We start from the raw sequence: 16,527 nt of genomic DNA on the forward strand, positions 1-16,527 counted from the left end.
ATCAGATCATCCCCTCTGCCTGGGACTCGAACCAGGACTCGACGTCGTCGGGCTTGAACCGGATGTACTTGCCGATCTTGCGACCGACCGGACCATAGCCCCGAGAACGCCACTGGTAGACGGTTCCGACGGGAACGCCGAGGTACTTGGAGACGTCTTCGATGCCCCAGAGGTTGCGGATCATGGTCAGTCTTTCCTTTCGGTGTTGTAGCGGTGTTTGCGTGCGGCGCGGGTGCGTTCGGCGATGGCTGCGGCGAGTTCGCGTTCTTCGTCGGTGCGGTGGCCGACGCTGGTCATGTCCCAGTGGTTGATCACGGTCACGGTGTCGGCGGTGACGCCGAGTTCGGCGAGGTTCTGTTCGAACCGCCAGATCTGTCGGTCCTCGCGGAGTTGTTTGAAGGTGGTGGAGTAGGCCCGTGATTTGGACAGGAAGTGCCCGCGGAAGGCGAGCATGTGGCACCAGCGCCGGAGGTTGAGTTCATCGAGCGGTCCGGGGATCAGTCCGCCGTTGTCGCAGGTGGCGCAGTGGTCGATGGACGCGCAGGCACATCCGGCGGGGTGGTGTTCGCCGTGGGGGTGGCAGTCCGGGCAGGCGATGGGTGCGCCGAGGTCCCAGGCGGTGCGCATGATCTGTTTGTGGTGCTCGGTGGTCCTGAGCAGTTCGATCTGGGTGCGGGAGCGGATCGGCCGGTCGGCGGCTTCGGACTTGCCGGTGCCTTTGGTGGCGTATTTGGCGACGTAGGAGGCGATCCGGTCGTCGCTGATGGTGCCGTCGCCGTCTTCGACCTGGTGGGCGTCGGCGGGGCGGATGGGGCGGATGTCGAGTTGTTCGCCCCAGGCCAGCGTCACGGCTGCCCCGTCGAGTTCGAAGCCTTTGACTTCGACGTGGGTGGCGGTGTGGGCGGCGTGGACGGCGTCGGCGAGGAGTTCGGGGGTGCCCCAGGCCGGGGTGGTGTCTACCGCGCCGTTGGGGCCGTCGAGGCGGATCACGGCGTGCAGGTGGATGATGCCCCGGCGCTGGAATTCGGCGACTTTGGCGTAGGAGAGCCGGGCGTGATCCGCGAAGTCGCGGACGGTGAGCCCGGCGGCGCGGGCGAGGCGACGTCGTAGGTGTTTGGTGAACAGGTTCCACAGCTTGCCGACGTGGGCCTGCCACAGGACGTGTCGGGTGTAGTCGTAGGAGCCGGGGTCGGTGGGCTGGCCGATCTGTGGGTCGTGTTCGTGGTGGTAGCGCCCGCAGCGGCACGGGGCGTGCTTGCCGGTGGCGGTGGTCCGCCGGTTGTGGACCGGCCCGAAGGAGGGGGCGGTGAGGGTGACGAACAGCCTCGGCTTGTCTGCGACCTCTACGGGGACGCCTTTGGAGCCGCCGGATAGGCCCGCCCGCAGCAGGTGGAAGGCGTCGGCGGCGTAGCGGTCGCTGCACGCGGGGCAGACCGATTCCCGCCGGTTGCCGCAGGGGGCGAAGATGTGGCCGCCGTGGCTTTTGAGGACGTCACCGGAGGTCTTGTCGGCGATCTCCCACAGCCCGGACAGTCGGACGGGGTGCAGGCAGCCGTAGACGTCTTCGACCTTCTTGCGCCAGTCGCGGTAGTCGGGTGCCTGGATCCGCTGTTTGATGCGGTCGATATCGGGAAGTGCGGGCAACACCATGTGGTGACCTTTCGAGGGACAAGGCCCGGCGAGCAGCACCCGCCCGAAGCCCGTTGCCCCTTTGCGGTACTGCCCGCCGAGCGTGGGTGACACGATTCGGTATTCAGTTGTCTCGTAAGGGTTTTCAGGTCAAGGCGTGACCGTTGTCCGTGGCGAACTCGGCCGCGATCTGTTCGGCCAGGCCGTCAGGGACCGGGATCGCTTTCCTGACTTCCGCAGCGGTGAACTCCCGGCCCTGGGCCAGCACCCGCGAGCGGGCATCGGTGACCCTGGCGATCAGTGGTGCGGGCAGCATCGCGGCGGTGCGAGAAGCCTTGACCACCTGCGGTTTCGGTTCAGCGACAGCGGCCGTCGTGGCCGGCTGTTCCTCCGCCTGCGGTGGCTGTCCCGCCGCTGGTGATTCCTCGTCGGCGGGGGCCTCGTCGGCGGGGGCCTGGTCGGCGGGGGCCTGGTCGGCGGTGTCGTAGATCAGCAACGTGATCTCCCGCCGTTTGGCTTGGATGACCGGGATGACTTCGGCGATCCCGTAGACGATGACCGGGATGATCGCGTGCACCGCCGCCGAGCCCAGGTTGAACTCCTCCCACCGCCACCGCAGCAGCGGGACCGCTTGCGGGATGACGTTCATCGCCAGCGTGGAGGTCAGCAGCACGCGCTTGAGCCGGTACCACCACTGGTGATCCGGTTCGCGGCCGTAGGAGAGGATCACGGCCTCGAAGTTGAGGATCACGATCAACAGACCCGCGAACATCGGTTCCACGGTCCACGCGGCCCACCACAGCGGGTCGGCTTGCGTCGCGTCGCCTGCGAGGAACTTCTGGACCCCGGTGGTCGTGAACACCAGGCCCAGCGACAGGAAGAACCACAGCCCGATCAGGGTCCGCCGTCCCTGCCGCTCGATCTCCACGGCCCGCAGGTCCGGGTCCCGCACCAGCCCCCGCAGTTGCCGGGCCTCGCAGATTTTGTCGCCGAGCCTGCGTACCCGCCGGGTCTTACCGGGGTCGCTGTCACGGTGTTTACGCCGCAGCAGGCCCATATCCGCCTTCCTTCCTATTCGCTGCTGGGCTTGAACAGGGCGAACAGGCCCCGGATGGCCAGGACCAGGCCGATCCCGATCCCGATGGCCAGGGCCGGGGTGATCAGCAGCCACACCAGCGCCAGCACCCCGAGCACCACCGCCAGCACCAGCAGGAGCGTCAGCACGCCCTTGCCCGTGATCTCCAGGTGAATGTGCTGCATCAGCAACCTCCGTTTCCGCGCGTGAGTCCGCGCATCCTCATCGCTTCATCCCGGAGCGCGTCGACCTGCCTGATCACGTCCAGGCCATCGCAGAGCAGTTCCCGGAACTCCTCGAGGCTCAACACCGACGACAGTTCTATGTCCCCGTCCGGGCCCGCCTCGGTGATGGAGATCTCGACTCCCCGCCGAACCGGACGCAGTTCGACAAGACCGGGCCCATCGGCCCCGTAGCAGTGATCTTTCTTCCGCATGACTGTCCTTTCCGGACTCTTAGGTGTGGCTTGTGGCCAGTCGGGTGTGGTGTCGGGTGGCGTGTTTGTCGCCGTACATGCGTTCATCCGCCGAGACCATCAGCGCGGAGAGCTGGGCGGTGTGCACTGGTGCGGTCATCACGCCCAGCGACATGCCGACCTCGACCGGCTGGCCGTCGATCTCGGCGATGCTCGACACCGCCGCTTGGAACTGCCGGATGCGTGTCTCGGCCTGCTGCGGGGTGCTCACCTGCGGCAAGAGGACCGCGAACTCGTCGCCGTGCAGACGCACCGGTAACTCCCTGCCGGTGGCGGTGGTGCGCAGCGCGGAGGCGACCGCGATGAGGACCTGATCACCGAAGCGGTGCCCGTGCACGTCGTTGAAGGCTTTGAAGCCGTTCATATCGCCGACCGCCACGGCCACCAGACCCCGGCCGCGACGCATCGCCCGGTTGAACGCGGCCACCAGCGCCGCCCGGTTACCCAACCCGGTCAGCGGGTCGCTCCGGGTCTGCCGGAACAACCGGTACGCGCAGGTCCCGGCCGCCACGCTGGCCGCGCTCGTGACACCCAGGGCCACCTTTGCCAACATGGATAGTGCCTCCTTAGCGAGGTAAGGCCCGCCCGGGATGCTCTGGCCGGAGTCCGGGCGGGCCGTCTGAAACAGGGAATGATCAGGCGATCTCTTCGCCCTCGTCGTCTTCGTAGTAGTCGTGTTCTTCGATCTCGTCGTCCTCGTCGTCCTCGTCGTCCTCGTCGTTCTCGTCTTCGAGCGCTTCGAAGTCGAAGCTGTAGATGTCCTCTGCGGTCTGCCCGGCGTGTTCGCCGTCGGTGGCCTCGCGGCGGATCGGGGTGACCGTCGCGCCCCGGTCGGTGCAGAACCGGACGAGTTCGGTGATGTCGTCGTCGGTGGTGTAGGCGGCACGAACCCGCAGGGGTTCCCGACGGCCCTCCTTCTTCACGTAGGCGACACCAGCGAGGTACTCGGGGATCTTGTCGGCGAACGCGCCCGCATCGCGCATGCCCTCACCCAGGCACATGTCCACATACGACGCGGAATCCAGCCGCAACGCGATCTTCGTCGGGAACAGACCGCGCATCGGGATGACATCCTTGGTCGGTTCCTGCGACGCGGCAACGGTGCGGCCACCCACCGCCCGGTACTGCGTGAGCGCCTTGCTCAGATCCAGCTCGAACGGTGCCCGGATCGCCTTGTCCGCGTAGGCGGTCATCGCGGCCAGCTCATCGCAGATCAGCAACTCCAGCGGTGTTTCCAGCGACGGCGTGAACGTCCTGACCCCTTGGCGGCCGAGCTCCAGCTTCCGGGCGTCGAGAACGCTGGTGTACTCCTGAATCAGCTTCTGCCCGGCCTGGTCGCTTTCGGCGAACTCGTAATACATGTCCTCGCCGATGCCGAATTCCATACCGCCCTTGGGGTCGATCACCCACAACCGCACGTAACCGGCCCGGATCAACGGGGCCAGAGCGCGCAGAAGCGCCCACATGAACGAGCCCTTCCCCGCCCCGGTCGCCCCGCCCAGGAGGATGTGCAGGTCCCGGCCCAGCAGGTCGAGGGTGAAGTCCCGGCCGTATTCGTCCCGGCCGATCGGCAGCCGCCGCAGATCCACCGCCTCGACCGACTCCGCCAGGTCCGGCAGGGGAACGAACATGTCGTCGAAGGGTTCCCGGCGCTGGAAGTCCAGGGCGATCTTGCCCGGTTTGAGCTGGCGCACGTTGGTCGAACGTGCCTGAAACGAGTTCGCCAGTCGATTGATCACTTTCTCGAAGTCCTCCGGTTCTTGGCCCTTGGCCATTCGGACGTGCACGGTGTCCCATGACCACGTGCTTTTCACCCGCGTCACGCGCGGAGCCAGTGTGTTTCCCTTGTGATCGATGGTGGTCAGGTTGCAGGCGGTCATGATCCGAAGCCATTGCCGCCGGTAGGACCACCACCGTCTCCACCACGCCCGCAGCAGGCGACCGGCGAACCTGTCGAAGGTCGGCCGGTCCAGCAGCCGCCAGGAAGCGCCGGCCACCACGGCAATCCCGGCCGCCATGAGCACGGTCTGATACCCCACCCACAGCACCGCAGCGTCCAGGACCACCACCGAGCCCACCGAACGCGGATGCCGCGCGACGAACCGTGCCGCCGCCCGAACCGGGGTTCTTTCCGTGTCAACTCGCGTGTCCCGCATTGCCGCCTTACCTTTCTACGAGCAGAAGAAAAAAAGGGGGGCGCTGATTCTCCGTAGAGATCAACGCCCCCGTGCCGAGTCCAGCCGGTATCAGTTCCGGCGCTGGGTCATCTCCAGCTTGGCGACCAAATCGCCAACCGAGTTCCGCATCTTGTTCAGCGGGGTCCCCATACCCTTCGGGACCCCGAAATTTTTCAAGTGGTTCACCAGCGCCAGCATCGTCGAATCGATGCGCCGGACCGTCGCGTGTACCTCGTCACCACGTGCCATTATTTCTGGTATCCCTTCGCCACATTCGGACCGCCCTTCGCGGCGATCGCGTCCCGAACCCCGAACACGGACGACTGCGCCGCGCCCGCCAAATCCCCGACTTCCTCGAAGTCCTTCTTGACCATGATGTCGTCTTCCAGGAACTCCACCCGCGACAGCTCCCGGAACAACGCATCCAGCAACTCACCGATCTTCTTCAACCGGGCGATAGCGGGCGTGTTCTTCCGCATCCCGACCGGCAAATTCGTATTCATCGACAATCATTCCAATCTGTTTGTTTTCACGGTCAGCGCGATCGACCGTCGCCCCATTCCTGGTCCCACCGATCGCGATCGGTCACACCCCAGACCTCGATGGAAATTCCGCCAGCCGCACCGGAATAGCTAGCAGACCCGACCATCGGGTCCTCGTCCTTGCACAACCCGAGGTGATCAGCCCACTTCTGAAGTGCTTCCGAGACCTGATCCTCGGTGAACTCTGCGCCGACGTGACCAGTGAGGAACACACCGCTGCGCAGCGACGAGCGCCAGTACAGCCCGGTCGGCAGCCCGTGTTGCCGTGCGTAGCGCTCCATTCCCGTCCTCAGCGCACCCATGAGCATCTGCGTTACCTCATCGCTCATCCGCTGGTTCATTTTCAGCTCCCAAAAGTCAGATCGCCATGGATGTCGCCCCGAACCTCCACGTGCTTTTTCGCTCCACCGAAATTCAGGTTGATCGCCGCCGGGCTCGACACATCCGATCCGGTCCCGTTGTTCTCGGCCGACTGAATAACGATCTCGCCCGACGTGCTATTGCGGTTGTGCTTCACTTACTTGCTCCAGCCGCCGAAGACCCAATGCACCCGGAGCCGTGAAATCCGAAAACTCGCACTTCTGATCACTTCCAATCGCCAGCGAGTGAACGCAGGTTGTCTTCCGCCCGCCCAAGCGAGGCCATCGCGAACGGCATCAAGCAGTTCGTGACACCGAACTTCCGGGCCGTCTGCCGGTCCAGCTCATCAAGCCGGTCACTGATCACCTTCAGCTGCTCCGCAATGCAGCCCAATTCCTCCGCTTCCTCACTCACTGCCGCCCCCTGAACTGCCTCAAGAAGCGATCGCAATACACATCCTGCGAGTGCCGGTAACGCCACCGGTCGACGTGGCACGCTCCACAGTAGAACAATGCAGAACCCCTTTCGTTCCTGCCTTGCAGAAAGCCATGAAGACCCCCGGGATTCGCTCCGTGTTTCCGCCGGTATTCCGGGGGTCAATATGGCCTTCCCGACGTGTCAATTCACGCCGAAAAGGCATAGCTCGGCCCACTATGGAATTCTCAAAGAACAAGCAGCCAGAAACGGCTAAGAAAAGAGACTCAATTCGCGGGTAACTCAGCCCGCGAGCGTGACGCCGGTCGCCTTCAGGGTCACGCCCTGGGCTCCGTTGTCCAGGTGATACTGGGAGATGCGCGGGTTGACCAACGCAACAAGCTCGCCCTCGACGACATCGGCAGGCGGCTCCGCCTCCAGCGTCACCTTCATCTCAAAGCCCTTGGGAGCCCGCTTGCCTTCCTCGGTCGGGACCGCCTTCATGAAGACCGACATCTCATAGAGCGGCGCACCGTCCTGCCCGGTGGCGATCTCCGCCTTGCCCGTGTCCCTGTTCTTGTAGCTCTTCATCACCGGCTCTTCCACAACCCGCGCCTTGTAACCCTCAAGCACAACCGGAACGTTCTTCAGCATGTCCAACCTTCCACTGGGATCTAGGTCCGCGACTAGCGACATCACAGAAGCTACCAGTTGAGAGATCAACGAGTCAACTGGGAGTTTGATCAGGCTCGTAAGTGGTGGACTACCTGCGGGTTTCCGTTCGTCTAGCTGGTAGTCTGTCGTGAATCAACTAGGAGGAAGGGGAGCTAGTGAAGCGTCCAACACCGTCTGTAAGTCGTTCGGAGCCGCTCCATCTGCAGGTGGCGCGCAACATCCGGAACAGCATCGAGTCCGGAGCACTCCGCGACGGCCAGCGCTTGCCGTCCACTCGCGATCTTGCGCGAGAGTGGGGAGTCAGCACTCCGGTGATCAACGACGCCATGTCGATCCTCAGCGAGGAAGGGCTTGTGGAAACCATCCCGCGCGTCGGTCGGGCAGTTCGGGCGCCAGAACAGGCGAGTACGCCTCCACGGCCGGTTGCTCCGCGCGTCATGTTCATCGGTGGTTATGCGGGTTGCGGCAAGTCCGAGCTGGGGCGAATTATTGCCCGCGAGACCGGCTGGGCATTGTTGGATAAGGACTCGCTGACGCGACCCGTTGTGGAGTCGGCGCTTGAGTTGGTTGGTCGTTCGCCTCACGATCGTGAGTCGGACTTCTATTTGACTTCCATTCGGCCACGCGAGTACGAATCACTGATAAATACGCTTGTCGAGAACCTGCAATGCGGAAATAGTTCCATTGTTACGGCTCCATTCGTGCGAGAGTTTGTAGATATGGCATGGGTGAGCAGGATACAAGCCACTTGCAAAGATTTTGGCGCCTCGGCTACATTTGTGTGGGTGTACTGTGACGCAGATACAATGCACACTTATGTTCGGCATCGTGGTGCAGCGCGAGACGCGGCAAAGCTTGCCAACTGGACCGAGTATCTAGCGGGGATAGATCTTGAATTCAGACCACCGGTTCCGCATGTTGTAGTAAACAATTCTGCCTCAAGTGAGCCGCTACAGAAGCAGGCTCAGGAGCTAATCAAACTCGTCGAGGAAAATGACGGATCAGGAAAGTAGGGTTAATGTGATGCAGAGGAACGCTGCCGTGCGAGTGCTTGTAAGTTGTGAGGATGACGACAAAATCGGCGTTGACCTGCTCGGTAAGATCGATAACCTTGAGGTATTAGTATACGACCCCAATAAGGGAATCCCGACAGAAAAACGCCACGCCGAGATACTCATTCCTCCGTACCGAAGCAGTCACCGGCCGATTCCGCTGCTGAAACAAATTGCGGGTCTTCGCATGGTTCAACTACTGTCCGCCGGGGCAGACGAATGGGCAGGCGACGTTCCCGCCGACGTGTTGCTCTCGACAGCGCGTGGTGCGCATGCAGGCCCCGTTTCCGAATGGGTCTTGTCGGCAATCCTGTGCCTGTATCGGCAATGGCCAGCGCTGGGCGAATTCAAGCGCGAAGGGATATGGGCGCACCGGCGCGTTTCCGCTAAAACTCTCAATTCCAGCCGTGTTCTTATTGTCGGCGCTGGAAGTATTGGAAGCGCTGTTGCTGACCAGCTCAAGGTCTTTGGTGCGCGGTCAACGCTCGTAGCAAGCACAGCACGGCCAGGCATACATGCACCCGCAGAGATTCCATCCCTGCTTCCTGACCACGACATTGTGGTTATCACTGCTCCACTGACCGAGCAAACGCGCGGTCTAGTTGATAAAGACTTCCTTGCATCCATGCCGGATGGAGCCCTACTTGTGAACGCTGGGCGAGGAAAGATCGTCGACACCGCCGCACTCGTAGCGGAGCTGCAAAGCAAGCGCCTTCGAGCTGCGCTTGATGTTACTGACCCAGAGCCTCTGCCAGAAGATCACCCACTATGGCAGTGTGCGGACGTCATCATTAGCCCACACATGGCCAGAACAGTCCCAGGAACGAACGCACTCTGCTACGCCGTCGCGGCCGAGCAGGTCAAGGCTTTCCTCGCAGGCACCACCCCACCTAACGCGGTCCGACCGCAGCTAGCCACGGAAAACGACTAGGACCTGCGTCTCAAGCTCCCGAGGAGACTTACGCGTCGCGCTTCCCGCGTTCAGCGGGCGCCGTGCGTATCTTCGTGATCGTTGAGCTCTTGGCGCTGCCCATGCTCGAACCGCTTCCCGCACGCGTAGCACGACCACGCCAACCGCGCGCGCCAATCAGCGACGGTTTCGCCGGGGCGACGAGCCATGTGTGGTTTCCAGCCACGTAGCTTGCGCACTTCGAGCTGTTCGGCGGGTTGCGTCTTGGCGGCCTTGATCGGGAACAGTGCCTTACCCATGCATTCGAGGATAGGACGTTTATGTACCTCTCTGTGCCTATCTGTACGTAGAGGTGCATACGTGCAGGTCAACGGATACCCATCGTGGGTGCCATGTGGGAAGACAGACGAGGCAGGATTGACCACGACGGCCCGGCAACGCTGTGGGCGCAAGTGGTCGCCGACATCGAAGCTGACATCGCAGCAGGAGCCTTGTCAGCTGGATCGCGCTTGCCCACCGAGCTGGAGCTAGCCGAGATCTACGGCGTGGCTCGTGGCACTGTGCGTCGCGCCGTGGCGGACCTTGCCGAGCGTGGCGCGGTTGTGGTCGTTCATGGGCGGGGCACCTTCGTCGCGAACAATCGATAACGTAAGCGGCCAGTGCCCAGCATTCTCCCGGTCCGGCCTCAGCCCACGCGTGTCTAAACTTTCTCTACTTCATCAAGGGCGGCCCCTTCGGGGCCGCCTGCCTGCTGTATGCAAGCCCGGCCGAGGCCGCCGACCCGCTGTATGCGAGCCCGGCCAAGCCGGACCGCCGGATGCTCCCTTCGGTCCGCTCCGGCGGCCGGCGTCCGGGCGCGGGCGGAAGGGTCGGCGGCATCGTCCGGGCGCGAGCGGAAGGCAGGCGACCCCGCAGGGTCCGCCAGACGTAGATCTTCAGCCGCAAGGGTCCTGACCGCACGGGGTCGCCTGGGCGAGCCATCGAAGAACGGTGCTGGGCGCGTCGCCGAGCTGGTCGCCTTACCACTCCAGTAGGCTGCGCCCGGTCGCCCGCCGAACGGGGTTGCCCGCTTGTGGTCCCGACCAGGATCCGGCAGACGAAATGCCCACACTTTTCCCTCACTTAATGATGTCAAACGACCGTTATCAATGCCAGCCAACGAGCGTTTGCAATCGCTATTCATACAGAAGGCAATAGGTATTGGGCAACCACGTCAAATACTGCCGAACGTTGCCCCAGAATCAGCGGGTTCGGGGTTCGAGTCCCTGTTGGCGCACTCGAAAGTCGGAGTGCCCTGCTCACGCGGGGCGTTTCGGCTTTTTTACTTTCTCGGTTTTGTTGTGGGGGGTCGAACCCCCCCACACCCCCCACGGTGCGGTGGGCGCCTTTTCGTTGTTGGCTTGCGTTTGGCCCTTCCGGGCCTGCGCAGTCGCTGGGGCCCGAAACGCATCCGTAGGACTGGGTGGTTACCCGTGCGGACTCACGCTGTCGACATCCTTTCTTGCGGGCCTGAGTAGTCGGTGGTGCCCTAGCGCATCATTGGGACTGGGTGGCTGTCCGTGCGGACTCACGCGGTCGGCATCCTTTCGTCCGGGCCTGAGTAGTCGTGGTGCCCTAGCGCATCCCTGGGACTGGGGGGCTGTCCGTGCGGACTCACGCGGTTGACATCCTTTCTTGCGGGCCTGAGTAGTCGGTGGTGCCCTAACGCATCCCTGGGACTGGGTGGCTGTCCGTGCGGATTTTCGTGGTGGGCATGGGATTGGGGTGTTGCGGGCCTGCGCAGCCGGTCGTGGCGCATAGCGTCCTTCGGACTGTTTGCGGCTTTAGCCGTCATCGGAGGTAGCCCCAGCACTTGGCGTCGGTGACGGAATCTGGGGTGGCAGAACGTCGTCAGACAGCGGTCATTGCGCCGATCGGGGCAGTTGGTGGCGTCCGAGCCTGCGATTCCCGGCCGGACAACGGGAGTGCGCGCGGGCCTAGACCGGGGCCATCTCTTCGCGAAGAATCGAGCACCAAGGGCCACCGATCGGACACCAGGAGTTGCTGAAGGTGGACATGATCGACCGGGTACTGACCGTCGCGGTCACTGCGGTGACCCTGGCCTGCATCGTCCGCCTGATGCTCCTCCGCAGGCAACGTCGGGAAAACCAGCCCACCGACGGCAGCACGGACGTCGCGCACGCCTTGATGGGCATCGGGATGATCGCGATGTTCCTGCCGCCGGTGCTCCCGCCGGGAGCGTGGGCGGCGCTGTTCATCGCGAACGCCGCGTGGATGGGCATGCTGGCCCTGCGCCGCCGACCTGCCCGGGCCTACCTGCACCACCTGGTGGGCGGGCTGGCGATGGCGTACATGTTCGCCGCCACCAGGTCGCACGAACCCATGTCGCACCAGTTGTCGTTATCCACCGCGCATTCGTCCGGGCACTCGCACGGCAACGCGCTGGCGGTCGTCGAAGCCCAGCCCGCGGGCTTCGCATTCCCGCTGGTGGCCTGGATCCTGCTGATCTACTGCCTGCTCAGCGCCGGATTCGCCGGAACCGACCTGCTGCGCCCGGCCACGCCCAGGCTGACCGCCACCACCGAACTGGTCCTGTCCCTGAGCATGGGCTACATGTTCCTGACCACGCTCTGAGACCGCACCGACGAGCTCCCTGGGCTCAAATCCCAGCGATTTCAATGGAAATCGACCTGCCGATTTCCATTGAAATCGCGTCAGTCCATTCCGGACACTCGCAGCGTGATGTTCAGGCGGCCGGTGGTCATGCCGATGTCCGGTCCGGTTCCGGGCAGCGTCTTCGGCACACCGTGATAGGCCAGGCGAGACGGGCCGCCGAAGACGAACAGGTCCCCAGAGCACAGCTCCACGTCCGTCCACGGCCGGTTGCGGTTCTCGATGTTGCCGAACCGGAACACACACGTGTCGCCGAGGCTCAGCGACACCACGGGTTCCCGGCTCTGCTCGTCCCGATCCTGGTGCATGCCCATCCGCGCGGTAGCGTCGTAGAAGTTGACCAGCGCGACATCCGGACGGTAGTCCCCGGCGCGGCGGCCGTAGGCGTCGGCCACCGCCTGCCGACCGAGGTCACCGAGCCAGTCCGGGAACGGCGTGACCGGCGAGCCGTCGCCGTCGTCGACTGTTCGCGAGTACCGATACGGATACCAGTGCCAGCCTAGGCACACGGTGCGCACCGACATCACGCCGCCGCTGGGCAGCCGCGCGGACCGCATGCCCGCCGGAGAACGCGCCCACTCGCGGCAGGCGGTGACCAATGCGCGCTGCCGGTCGAGTCCCAGCCAGTCGGGTATGTGCACCGCGCCCGGCGCTATCTCGGCCCGCTCACGCGGGATCAACGACTCCACGTTCGCCCCCCTACCACGCGATGATCATCTGAGCGGACGATCTTCCAGTGACAACGCTCTCAACGCTGGTCTCCTTACGCCGTTCAGGTTAGGCTTGCCAAACTTTTGGAATCAATCGGACAGGTAAGGAGCATCATGTTCCGTCCCCGTCGACTGCTCGCGGCGGTCACCACCGTGCTCGCGCTCGGTAGCGCCGCAGCGTGCGGCACGTCGGCCTCCGAGCAGCCCGCCGCGCCTCAGGGCGGCGAGCGAATCGTCACGCACGCCAAGGGCCAGACCAAGATCACCGGCGCCCCGCAGCGGGTGGTCGTGCTCGACACCGGTGAGCTCGACGCGGTGCTAGCACTGGGGATCAAGCCGGTCGGCACCGTGCTGCCGGACGCCAACAAGACGCTGCAGCCCTACCTGGCCGAGAAGGCCGGCAACATCGAGATCGTCGGCACGATCGGCTCGCCCAACCTGGAGAAGATCGCCGCGCTCAAGCCGGACCTGATCCTGTCCAACAAGGTCCGCGACGACCAGAACTACGACGCGCTGAGCAAGATCGCACCGACCGTGTTCGCCCAGAGCGTCGGCAAGTCCTGGAAGCAGAACTTCCTGCTCGACGCCGACGCGCTGGACAAGAAGGCGCAGGCACAGCAAATCCTGGACGCCTATCAGCAGCGGGCCACCGAGATCGGCAAGCAGACCAGCGACCCGGCCGCCCGCAAAATCAGCATGCTCCGCTTCATTCCCGGCGACATCCGGCTGTACGGCAAGGGTTCGTTCATCGGCACGATCCTGACCGACGCGGGCTTCGGCCGCCCCGACAACCAGCAGACCGACCAGACCTTCGCCAAGATCAGCCGCGAGCAGATCTCCCAGGCCGACGGCGACCAGCTCTTCTACGCCGCGTACGGCGAGACCGCCAAGCAGCAGATGGCCGACGTGGTCAACTCAGTGCAGTGGACGACCCTCGGCGTCGTCAAGAACGGCAAGGCCGTCGAGGTACACGACGACACCTGGTTCCTCGGCCTCGGCCCGCTCGCCGCCAACCTGGTCCTGGACGACCTGCAGAAGGCCGTCGCGCAGCAGTGACCCGCACGAGCCCGTGAGTCCGCCGGACTCACGGGCTTTTTGCTGCGCCGATCCGCAGATCACCGACGCTTCGCCCCACCACGAACTCGCCGCCCGGCTCGACGTCGACCACCACCGACACCTCGGCTCCCGCCTCGGCCACGGCGACGGCGAACCCCGCCAGCCGGAGCGGATCCGTGCGGTACACCTGCACGACCTCGCGTCCCGCTCGGGCGCCGGTGTTGCGCAGCTTCACCCGCACGGCCTCGCCTTCGGCGACCGCCTCGACATAGTCCCAGCTCGTATACCCAATCCCATGTCCAAAGTGGAACGCTGGGGCCACGCCCCGCTCCTCATACGCGCGGTAGCCCACCGAAGTTCCCTCGGCGTAGTGGAGTTCGCCGTCCAGCGGCTGCACGCCGGGCAGCGGGACCGGCACGTCGGCGAGCTCAGCCGGGAAGGTGGTGGGCAGTCGGCCGCCGGGTTCGAGCCGGCCCAGCAACACGTCGGCCAGCGCGTCCCCGTACTCCTGGCTGCCGAACCAGGTCCACAGCACCGCAGGCACGTCGGCCGCCCAGGGCATGAGCACCGGTGACCCCGCGTTGACTACCACGACGGTGTTCGGGTTCGCCGCCACCACCTCGCGGATCAGCTCGTCCTGGGCGCCCGGCAGGTCAAGCGAGGTGCGATCCCGGCCCTCGGTCTCGACTTCGTCGTTGGTGCCGACCACGACCACCGCGACGTCGGCGTCCCGGGCGATCGCCAGTGCGGCGGCGAGTTCGGTCGCGTGGTCCCACTCCGACGCGCGGTGGCCGATCCCGACGCCCACGGGCCCGGAGGAGCCCTGCGGGGAGAACTCCACGGTCAGCGCGGCCTGCCCCGAGGCGTCCAGGTCCGACTCCACGAGCATGACGTTGAACCGCTGTTCCGGCGGTTCCAGCATGTCCCCCATGGGATCGTCGACGCTGTCGGCGCGCGTCACGTCCGCAGCCAGCACCTCCCGACCGGAGATCTCGACGCGGAAGTGCCCGGTGCCGTTGACCCCGAACACGTGCTCCCCAACGTCGATTTGAAGCTTTCCTCGCATCCGCAACGATTTCGCCCCGGAAGGCAGGCCCCCGAGCCACAGCAGCCGGTCGGTGCCGCGCAGCTCGCTGTCGAGGACCTCGCCGGAGCCGTCCAGGTACTCGACCCGAAAGCCCGCCCCTTCGCCGACCGGATCGGTGATCTCGGCTCGCGGGATCACGTCGAGCAGCCGGCGGTGCCGGACACCGCGCTGGTACACCACGTCCGTCCCGGGCAACGCGGCCCGCAATCCGTCCAGCGGCGTCACCACGTGCGGCGGGCTAACGTGCGACGATCCACCGCCCTGTACCGCGGGAATGGTGGCGTTCTCGCCGATCACGGCGACCTTGGCAACCTTCGGGTCGATCGGCAGCAGCGGCGCGTCGCCCACCACTTCGTTGCGAAGCAGCACGAATCCCCGCGCCGCCAGCACCCGGATGACCGGCCTGGCCTGCTCCGACGGGCCGTCTCCGGGTTTCGAGTCCGCGAAGGCGCCGACGCGTGCCGCCAGCCGCAACACCCGCAGCACCTTGTCGTCGAGGACCCTCTCGGAAACCTTGCCCTGCTCCACGGCCGTCGCGAGTTTCCCGTCGCTCCACGGGCTTTTCGGGCCGGGCATGGCCAGGTCGAGGCCGCCGAGGGCCGCCGCCTCGACCGATCGGGTGGCGAACCAGTCCGACACGAGCATGCCGTCCCACGCCCACTCACCCTTGAGGATGTCGTTGACCAGCACGGAATTCTCGGTCATCGTGTGGCCGTTCACCGAGTTGTAGGCGGCCATCAGCGCCCACGGCGAAGCCTTCGCGATGACCCGCTCGAACGGTTTGAGGTAGACCTCTCGCAACGTCTGATCGTCGATCACGGCGTCGTAACTGAGCCGCTCGGTTTCGCTGTCGTTGGCTACGTAGTGCTTCGGGGTCGCGGCCACCCCGCGCGACTGAATACCCGCGACGATCTCGGCCCCGATCTCGGCGATCAGCAGCGGATCCTCCGACAAGTTCTCGAAATGCCGTCCGCCAAAGGGACTTCGGTGCACGTTGACCGTCGGTGCCAGCACCACGTGCACGCCCCGGCGGCGCGCCTCGTCGCCGAACAGCTCTCCCATGATGCGTGCCGACGCCCGGTCCCACGTCGCGGCCAGCGCGGACGCCACCGGCAACAACAGCGACGGGTCGCGCTCGTCCCAGGCCGTGCCGCGCACCCCATTCGGCCCGTCGGAGAGCACCAGCGACCGCAGTCCGATCTGGGGCATCGGGTGCAGGGTCCATAAGTCCGCCCCCGTGAGCAACCTTGCCTTATCCGCCACAGTCAGCCGCGAGACCAACGACCGCAGCTTCGCCTCGTCCACTGGTACCCCTTTCGCCCGGCTCCGGCCGCCCAGTCTCTGCTACCTCGCCCGCGCTGTCGACCAAGACCGCGACACGCCGTTATCTGCCCATGCACGTCACATCCAAACCCAACATGTAGTGTGTCGCTCGCTGGTGGTTCACCGGAAGCGTCCGGTGAGGCAAGAGGGAACCCGGTGCGAATCCGGGACTGCCCCGCAGCGGTGAACGGGAACGACCGTCGTGACCCGGCTGCCGAACGGTAGCGGGTTAAGGCACTGGGCAAGAAGCCCGGGAAGCCACGACCAGTAGGCCGCCCGTGAGTCCGAAGACCTGCCGCCGGTGCACGCGAGAAAGCGTGCTGTCCGGGACCTCGAGGGCGGGTCCACGCGGACGACCAGCGGTTTCGT

General features: G+C 65.0%; 21 protein-coding genes and 1 riboswitch. Of the genes, 5 read left to right on the top strand and 16 right to left on the bottom strand.

What is annotated here, in order from left to right:
• Nucleotide 1: 1 nt before the first annotated feature.
• From BJ970_RS03430 to BJ970_RS03490, 13 genes are all read right to left on the bottom strand, one after another.
• Complete coding sequence (locus tag BJ970_RS03430; protein WP_184723610.1) at nt 2–184, bottom strand: helix-turn-helix domain-containing protein; 183 nt, start codon at nt 182–184, stop codon at nt 2–4.
• Between the two features lie 2 nt (nt 185–186).
• Nucleotides 187–1,650, bottom strand: coding sequence for a replication initiator (locus tag BJ970_RS03435; protein ID WP_184723613.1), 1,464 nt, complete (start codon nt 1,648–1,650; stop codon nt 187–189).
• A 124-nt stretch (nt 1,651–1,774) separates the two neighbouring features.
• Nucleotides 1,775–2,686 (bottom strand): hypothetical protein, encoded by a 912-nt coding sequence (locus BJ970_RS03440; protein WP_184723616.1) that lies wholly within the window; start codon nt 2,684–2,686, stop codon nt 1,775–1,777.
• Between the two features lie 14 nt (nt 2,687–2,700).
• A complete protein-coding gene (locus tag BJ970_RS03445) occupies nt 2,701–2,889 on the bottom strand; it encodes a hypothetical protein (RefSeq protein ID WP_184723619.1) in 189 nt (62 codons plus the stop codon).
• A complete protein-coding gene (locus tag BJ970_RS03450) occupies nt 2,889–3,140 on the bottom strand; it encodes a hypothetical protein (RefSeq protein WP_184723623.1) in 252 nt (83 codons plus the stop codon). Before BJ970_RS03450 ends, BJ970_RS03445 begins: the two co-directional genes overlap by 1 nt.
• A 19-nt stretch (nt 3,141–3,159) precedes the next feature.
• The gene (locus BJ970_RS03455; RefSeq protein ID WP_184723626.1) at nt 3,160–3,732 is read right to left on the bottom strand and encodes a GGDEF domain-containing protein; all 573 of its coding nucleotides are present in this window, start codon (nt 3,730–3,732) and stop codon (nt 3,160–3,162) included.
• An 82-nt stretch (nt 3,733–3,814) separates the two neighbouring features.
• The gene (locus tag BJ970_RS03460; RefSeq protein ID WP_184723629.1) at nt 3,815–5,335 is read right to left on the bottom strand and encodes an FtsK/SpoIIIE domain-containing protein; all 1,521 of its coding nucleotides are present in this window, start codon (nt 5,333–5,335) and stop codon (nt 3,815–3,817) included.
• A 90-nt stretch (nt 5,336–5,425) separates the two neighbouring features.
• Complete coding sequence (locus BJ970_RS03465) at nt 5,426–5,605, bottom strand: hypothetical protein (RefSeq protein ID WP_184723632.1); 180 nt, start codon at nt 5,603–5,605, stop codon at nt 5,426–5,428.
• Nucleotides 5,605–5,859 (bottom strand): hypothetical protein, encoded by a 255-nt coding sequence (locus BJ970_RS03470; RefSeq protein ID WP_184723635.1) that lies wholly within the window; start codon nt 5,857–5,859, stop codon nt 5,605–5,607. Before BJ970_RS03470 ends, BJ970_RS03465 begins: the two co-directional genes overlap by 1 nt.
• Before the next feature lie 32 nt (nt 5,860–5,891).
• A complete protein-coding gene (locus BJ970_RS03475) occupies nt 5,892–6,239 on the bottom strand; it encodes a hypothetical protein (protein WP_184723638.1) in 348 nt (115 codons plus the stop codon).
• Between the two features lie 2 nt (nt 6,240–6,241).
• The gene (locus BJ970_RS03480) at nt 6,242–6,415 is read right to left on the bottom strand and encodes a hypothetical protein (RefSeq protein ID WP_184723641.1); all 174 of its coding nucleotides are present in this window, start codon (nt 6,413–6,415) and stop codon (nt 6,242–6,244) included.
• Between the two features lie 68 nt (nt 6,416–6,483).
• Nucleotides 6,484–6,672, bottom strand: coding sequence for a hypothetical protein (locus tag BJ970_RS03485; RefSeq protein WP_184723644.1), 189 nt, complete (start codon nt 6,670–6,672; stop codon nt 6,484–6,486).
• A 303-nt stretch (nt 6,673–6,975) separates the two neighbouring features.
• Complete coding sequence (locus tag BJ970_RS03490) at nt 6,976–7,326, bottom strand: hypothetical protein (protein ID WP_221467021.1); 351 nt, start codon at nt 7,324–7,326, stop codon at nt 6,976–6,978.
• A 227-nt stretch (nt 7,327–7,553) separates the two neighbouring features.
• On the opposite strand from BJ970_RS03490, the gene BJ970_RS03495 reads away from it, so the two are divergent.
• Entirely contained in the window at nt 7,554–8,360 is an 807-nt protein-coding gene (locus tag BJ970_RS03495; protein ID WP_184723647.1) for a GntR family transcriptional regulator, read from the top strand.
• Nucleotides 8,341–9,330, top strand: a complete 990-nt coding sequence (locus BJ970_RS03500; protein WP_246470686.1) for a 2-hydroxyacid dehydrogenase — start codon at nt 8,341–8,343, stop codon at nt 9,328–9,330. Before BJ970_RS03495 ends, BJ970_RS03500 begins: the two co-directional genes overlap by 20 nt.
• Before the next feature lie 50 nt (nt 9,331–9,380).
• Here BJ970_RS03500 and BJ970_RS03505 read toward each other — a convergent pair whose 3' ends face one another.
• Nucleotides 9,381–9,608 carry a hypothetical protein gene (locus tag BJ970_RS03505; protein WP_184723650.1) on the bottom strand — a complete coding sequence of 76 codons (228 nt, stop codon included), beginning with the start codon at nt 9,606–9,608 and terminating at the stop codon, nt 9,381–9,383.
• A 93-nt stretch (nt 9,609–9,701) separates the two neighbouring features.
• On the opposite strand from BJ970_RS03505, the gene BJ970_RS03510 reads away from it, so the two are divergent.
• Together BJ970_RS03510 and BJ970_RS03515 are read left to right on the top strand one after the other, a co-directional pair.
• The gene (locus BJ970_RS03510; RefSeq protein ID WP_184723653.1) at nt 9,702–9,956 is read left to right on the top strand and encodes a GntR family transcriptional regulator; all 255 of its coding nucleotides are present in this window, start codon (nt 9,702–9,704) and stop codon (nt 9,954–9,956) included.
• A gap of 1,408 nt (nt 9,957–11,364) precedes the next feature.
• Entirely contained in the window at nt 11,365–11,943 is a 579-nt protein-coding gene (locus BJ970_RS03515) for a DUF5134 domain-containing protein (RefSeq protein ID WP_246471129.1), read from the top strand.
• Between the two features lie 80 nt (nt 11,944–12,023).
• Here BJ970_RS03515 and BJ970_RS03520 read toward each other — a convergent pair whose 3' ends face one another.
• Nucleotides 12,024–12,671: an alpha-ketoglutarate-dependent dioxygenase AlkB family protein gene (locus BJ970_RS03520; RefSeq protein WP_184723659.1), complete on the bottom strand. Its 648-nt coding sequence runs from the start codon at nt 12,669–12,671 to the stop codon at nt 12,024–12,026.
• A 135-nt stretch (nt 12,672–12,806) separates the two neighbouring features.
• Here BJ970_RS03520 and BJ970_RS03525 point away from each other — a divergent pair, with 135 nt between their 5' ends.
• Nucleotides 12,807–13,748, top strand: a complete 942-nt coding sequence (locus BJ970_RS03525) for an ABC transporter substrate-binding protein (RefSeq protein WP_184723662.1) — start codon at nt 12,807–12,809, stop codon at nt 13,746–13,748.
• 28 nt (nt 13,749–13,776) lie between these two features.
• Here BJ970_RS03525 and BJ970_RS03530 read toward each other — a convergent pair whose 3' ends face one another.
• Nucleotides 13,777–16,140: a glycoside hydrolase family 3 protein gene (locus BJ970_RS03530; RefSeq protein WP_184723665.1), complete on the bottom strand. Its 2,364-nt coding sequence runs from the start codon at nt 16,138–16,140 to the stop codon at nt 13,777–13,779.
• A 117-nt stretch (nt 16,141–16,257) separates the two neighbouring features.
• Nucleotides 16,258–16,472: riboswitch (cobalamin riboswitch) on the top strand.
• The last annotated feature ends 55 nt before the right edge of the window (nt 16,473–16,527 follow it).

The sequence above is a fragment of the Saccharopolyspora phatthalungensis genome (assembly GCF_014203395.1).
Classification (GTDB): Bacteria; Actinomycetota; Actinomycetes; order Mycobacteriales; family Pseudonocardiaceae; genus Saccharopolyspora; species Saccharopolyspora phatthalungensis.

Coding starts and splice junctions, on each gene's coding strand:
- BJ970_RS03430 (WP_184723610.1), bottom strand. CDS start 184: ATGATCCGCAACCTCTGGGGCATCGAAGACGTCTCCAAGTACCTCGGC.
- BJ970_RS03435 (WP_184723613.1), bottom strand. CDS start 1,650: ATGGTGTTGCCCGCACTTCCCGATATCGACCGCATCAAACAGCGGATC.
- BJ970_RS03440 (WP_184723616.1), bottom strand. CDS start 2,686: ATGGGCCTGCTGCGGCGTAAACACCGTGACAGCGACCCCGGTAAGACC.
- BJ970_RS03445 (WP_184723619.1), bottom strand. CDS start 2,889: ATGCAGCACATTCACCTGGAGATCACGGGCAAGGGCGTGCTGACGCTC.
- BJ970_RS03450 (WP_184723623.1), bottom strand. CDS start 3,140: ATGCGGAAGAAAGATCACTGCTACGGGGCCGATGGGCCCGGTCTTGTC.
- BJ970_RS03455 (WP_184723626.1), bottom strand. CDS start 3,732: ATGTTGGCAAAGGTGGCCCTGGGTGTCACGAGCGCGGCCAGCGTGGCG.
- BJ970_RS03460 (WP_184723629.1), bottom strand. CDS start 5,335: ATGCGGGACACGCGAGTTGACACGGAAAGAACCCCGGTTCGGGCGGCG.
- BJ970_RS03465 (WP_184723632.1), bottom strand. CDS start 5,605: ATGGCACGTGGTGACGAGGTACACGCGACGGTCCGGCGCATCGATTCG.
- BJ970_RS03470 (WP_184723635.1), bottom strand. CDS start 5,859: ATGAATACGAATTTGCCGGTCGGGATGCGGAAGAACACGCCCGCTATC.
- BJ970_RS03475 (WP_184723638.1), bottom strand. CDS start 6,239: ATGAACCAGCGGATGAGCGATGAGGTAACGCAGATGCTCATGGGTGCG.
- BJ970_RS03490 (WP_221467021.1), bottom strand. CDS start 7,326: ATGCTGAAGAACGTTCCGGTTGTGCTTGAGGGTTACAAGGCGCGGGTT.
- BJ970_RS03500 (WP_246470686.1), top strand. CDS start 8,341: ATGACGGATCAGGAAAGTAGGGTTAATGTGATGCAGAGGAACGCTGCC.
- BJ970_RS03505 (WP_184723650.1), bottom strand. CDS start 9,608: ATGGGTAAGGCACTGTTCCCGATCAAGGCCGCCAAGACGCAACCCGCC.
- BJ970_RS03510 (WP_184723653.1), top strand. CDS start 9,702: ATGTGGGAAGACAGACGAGGCAGGATTGACCACGACGGCCCGGCAACG.
- BJ970_RS03515 (WP_246471129.1), top strand. CDS start 11,365: ATGATCGACCGGGTACTGACCGTCGCGGTCACTGCGGTGACCCTGGCC.
- BJ970_RS03525 (WP_184723662.1), top strand. CDS start 12,807: ATGTTCCGTCCCCGTCGACTGCTCGCGGCGGTCACCACCGTGCTCGCG.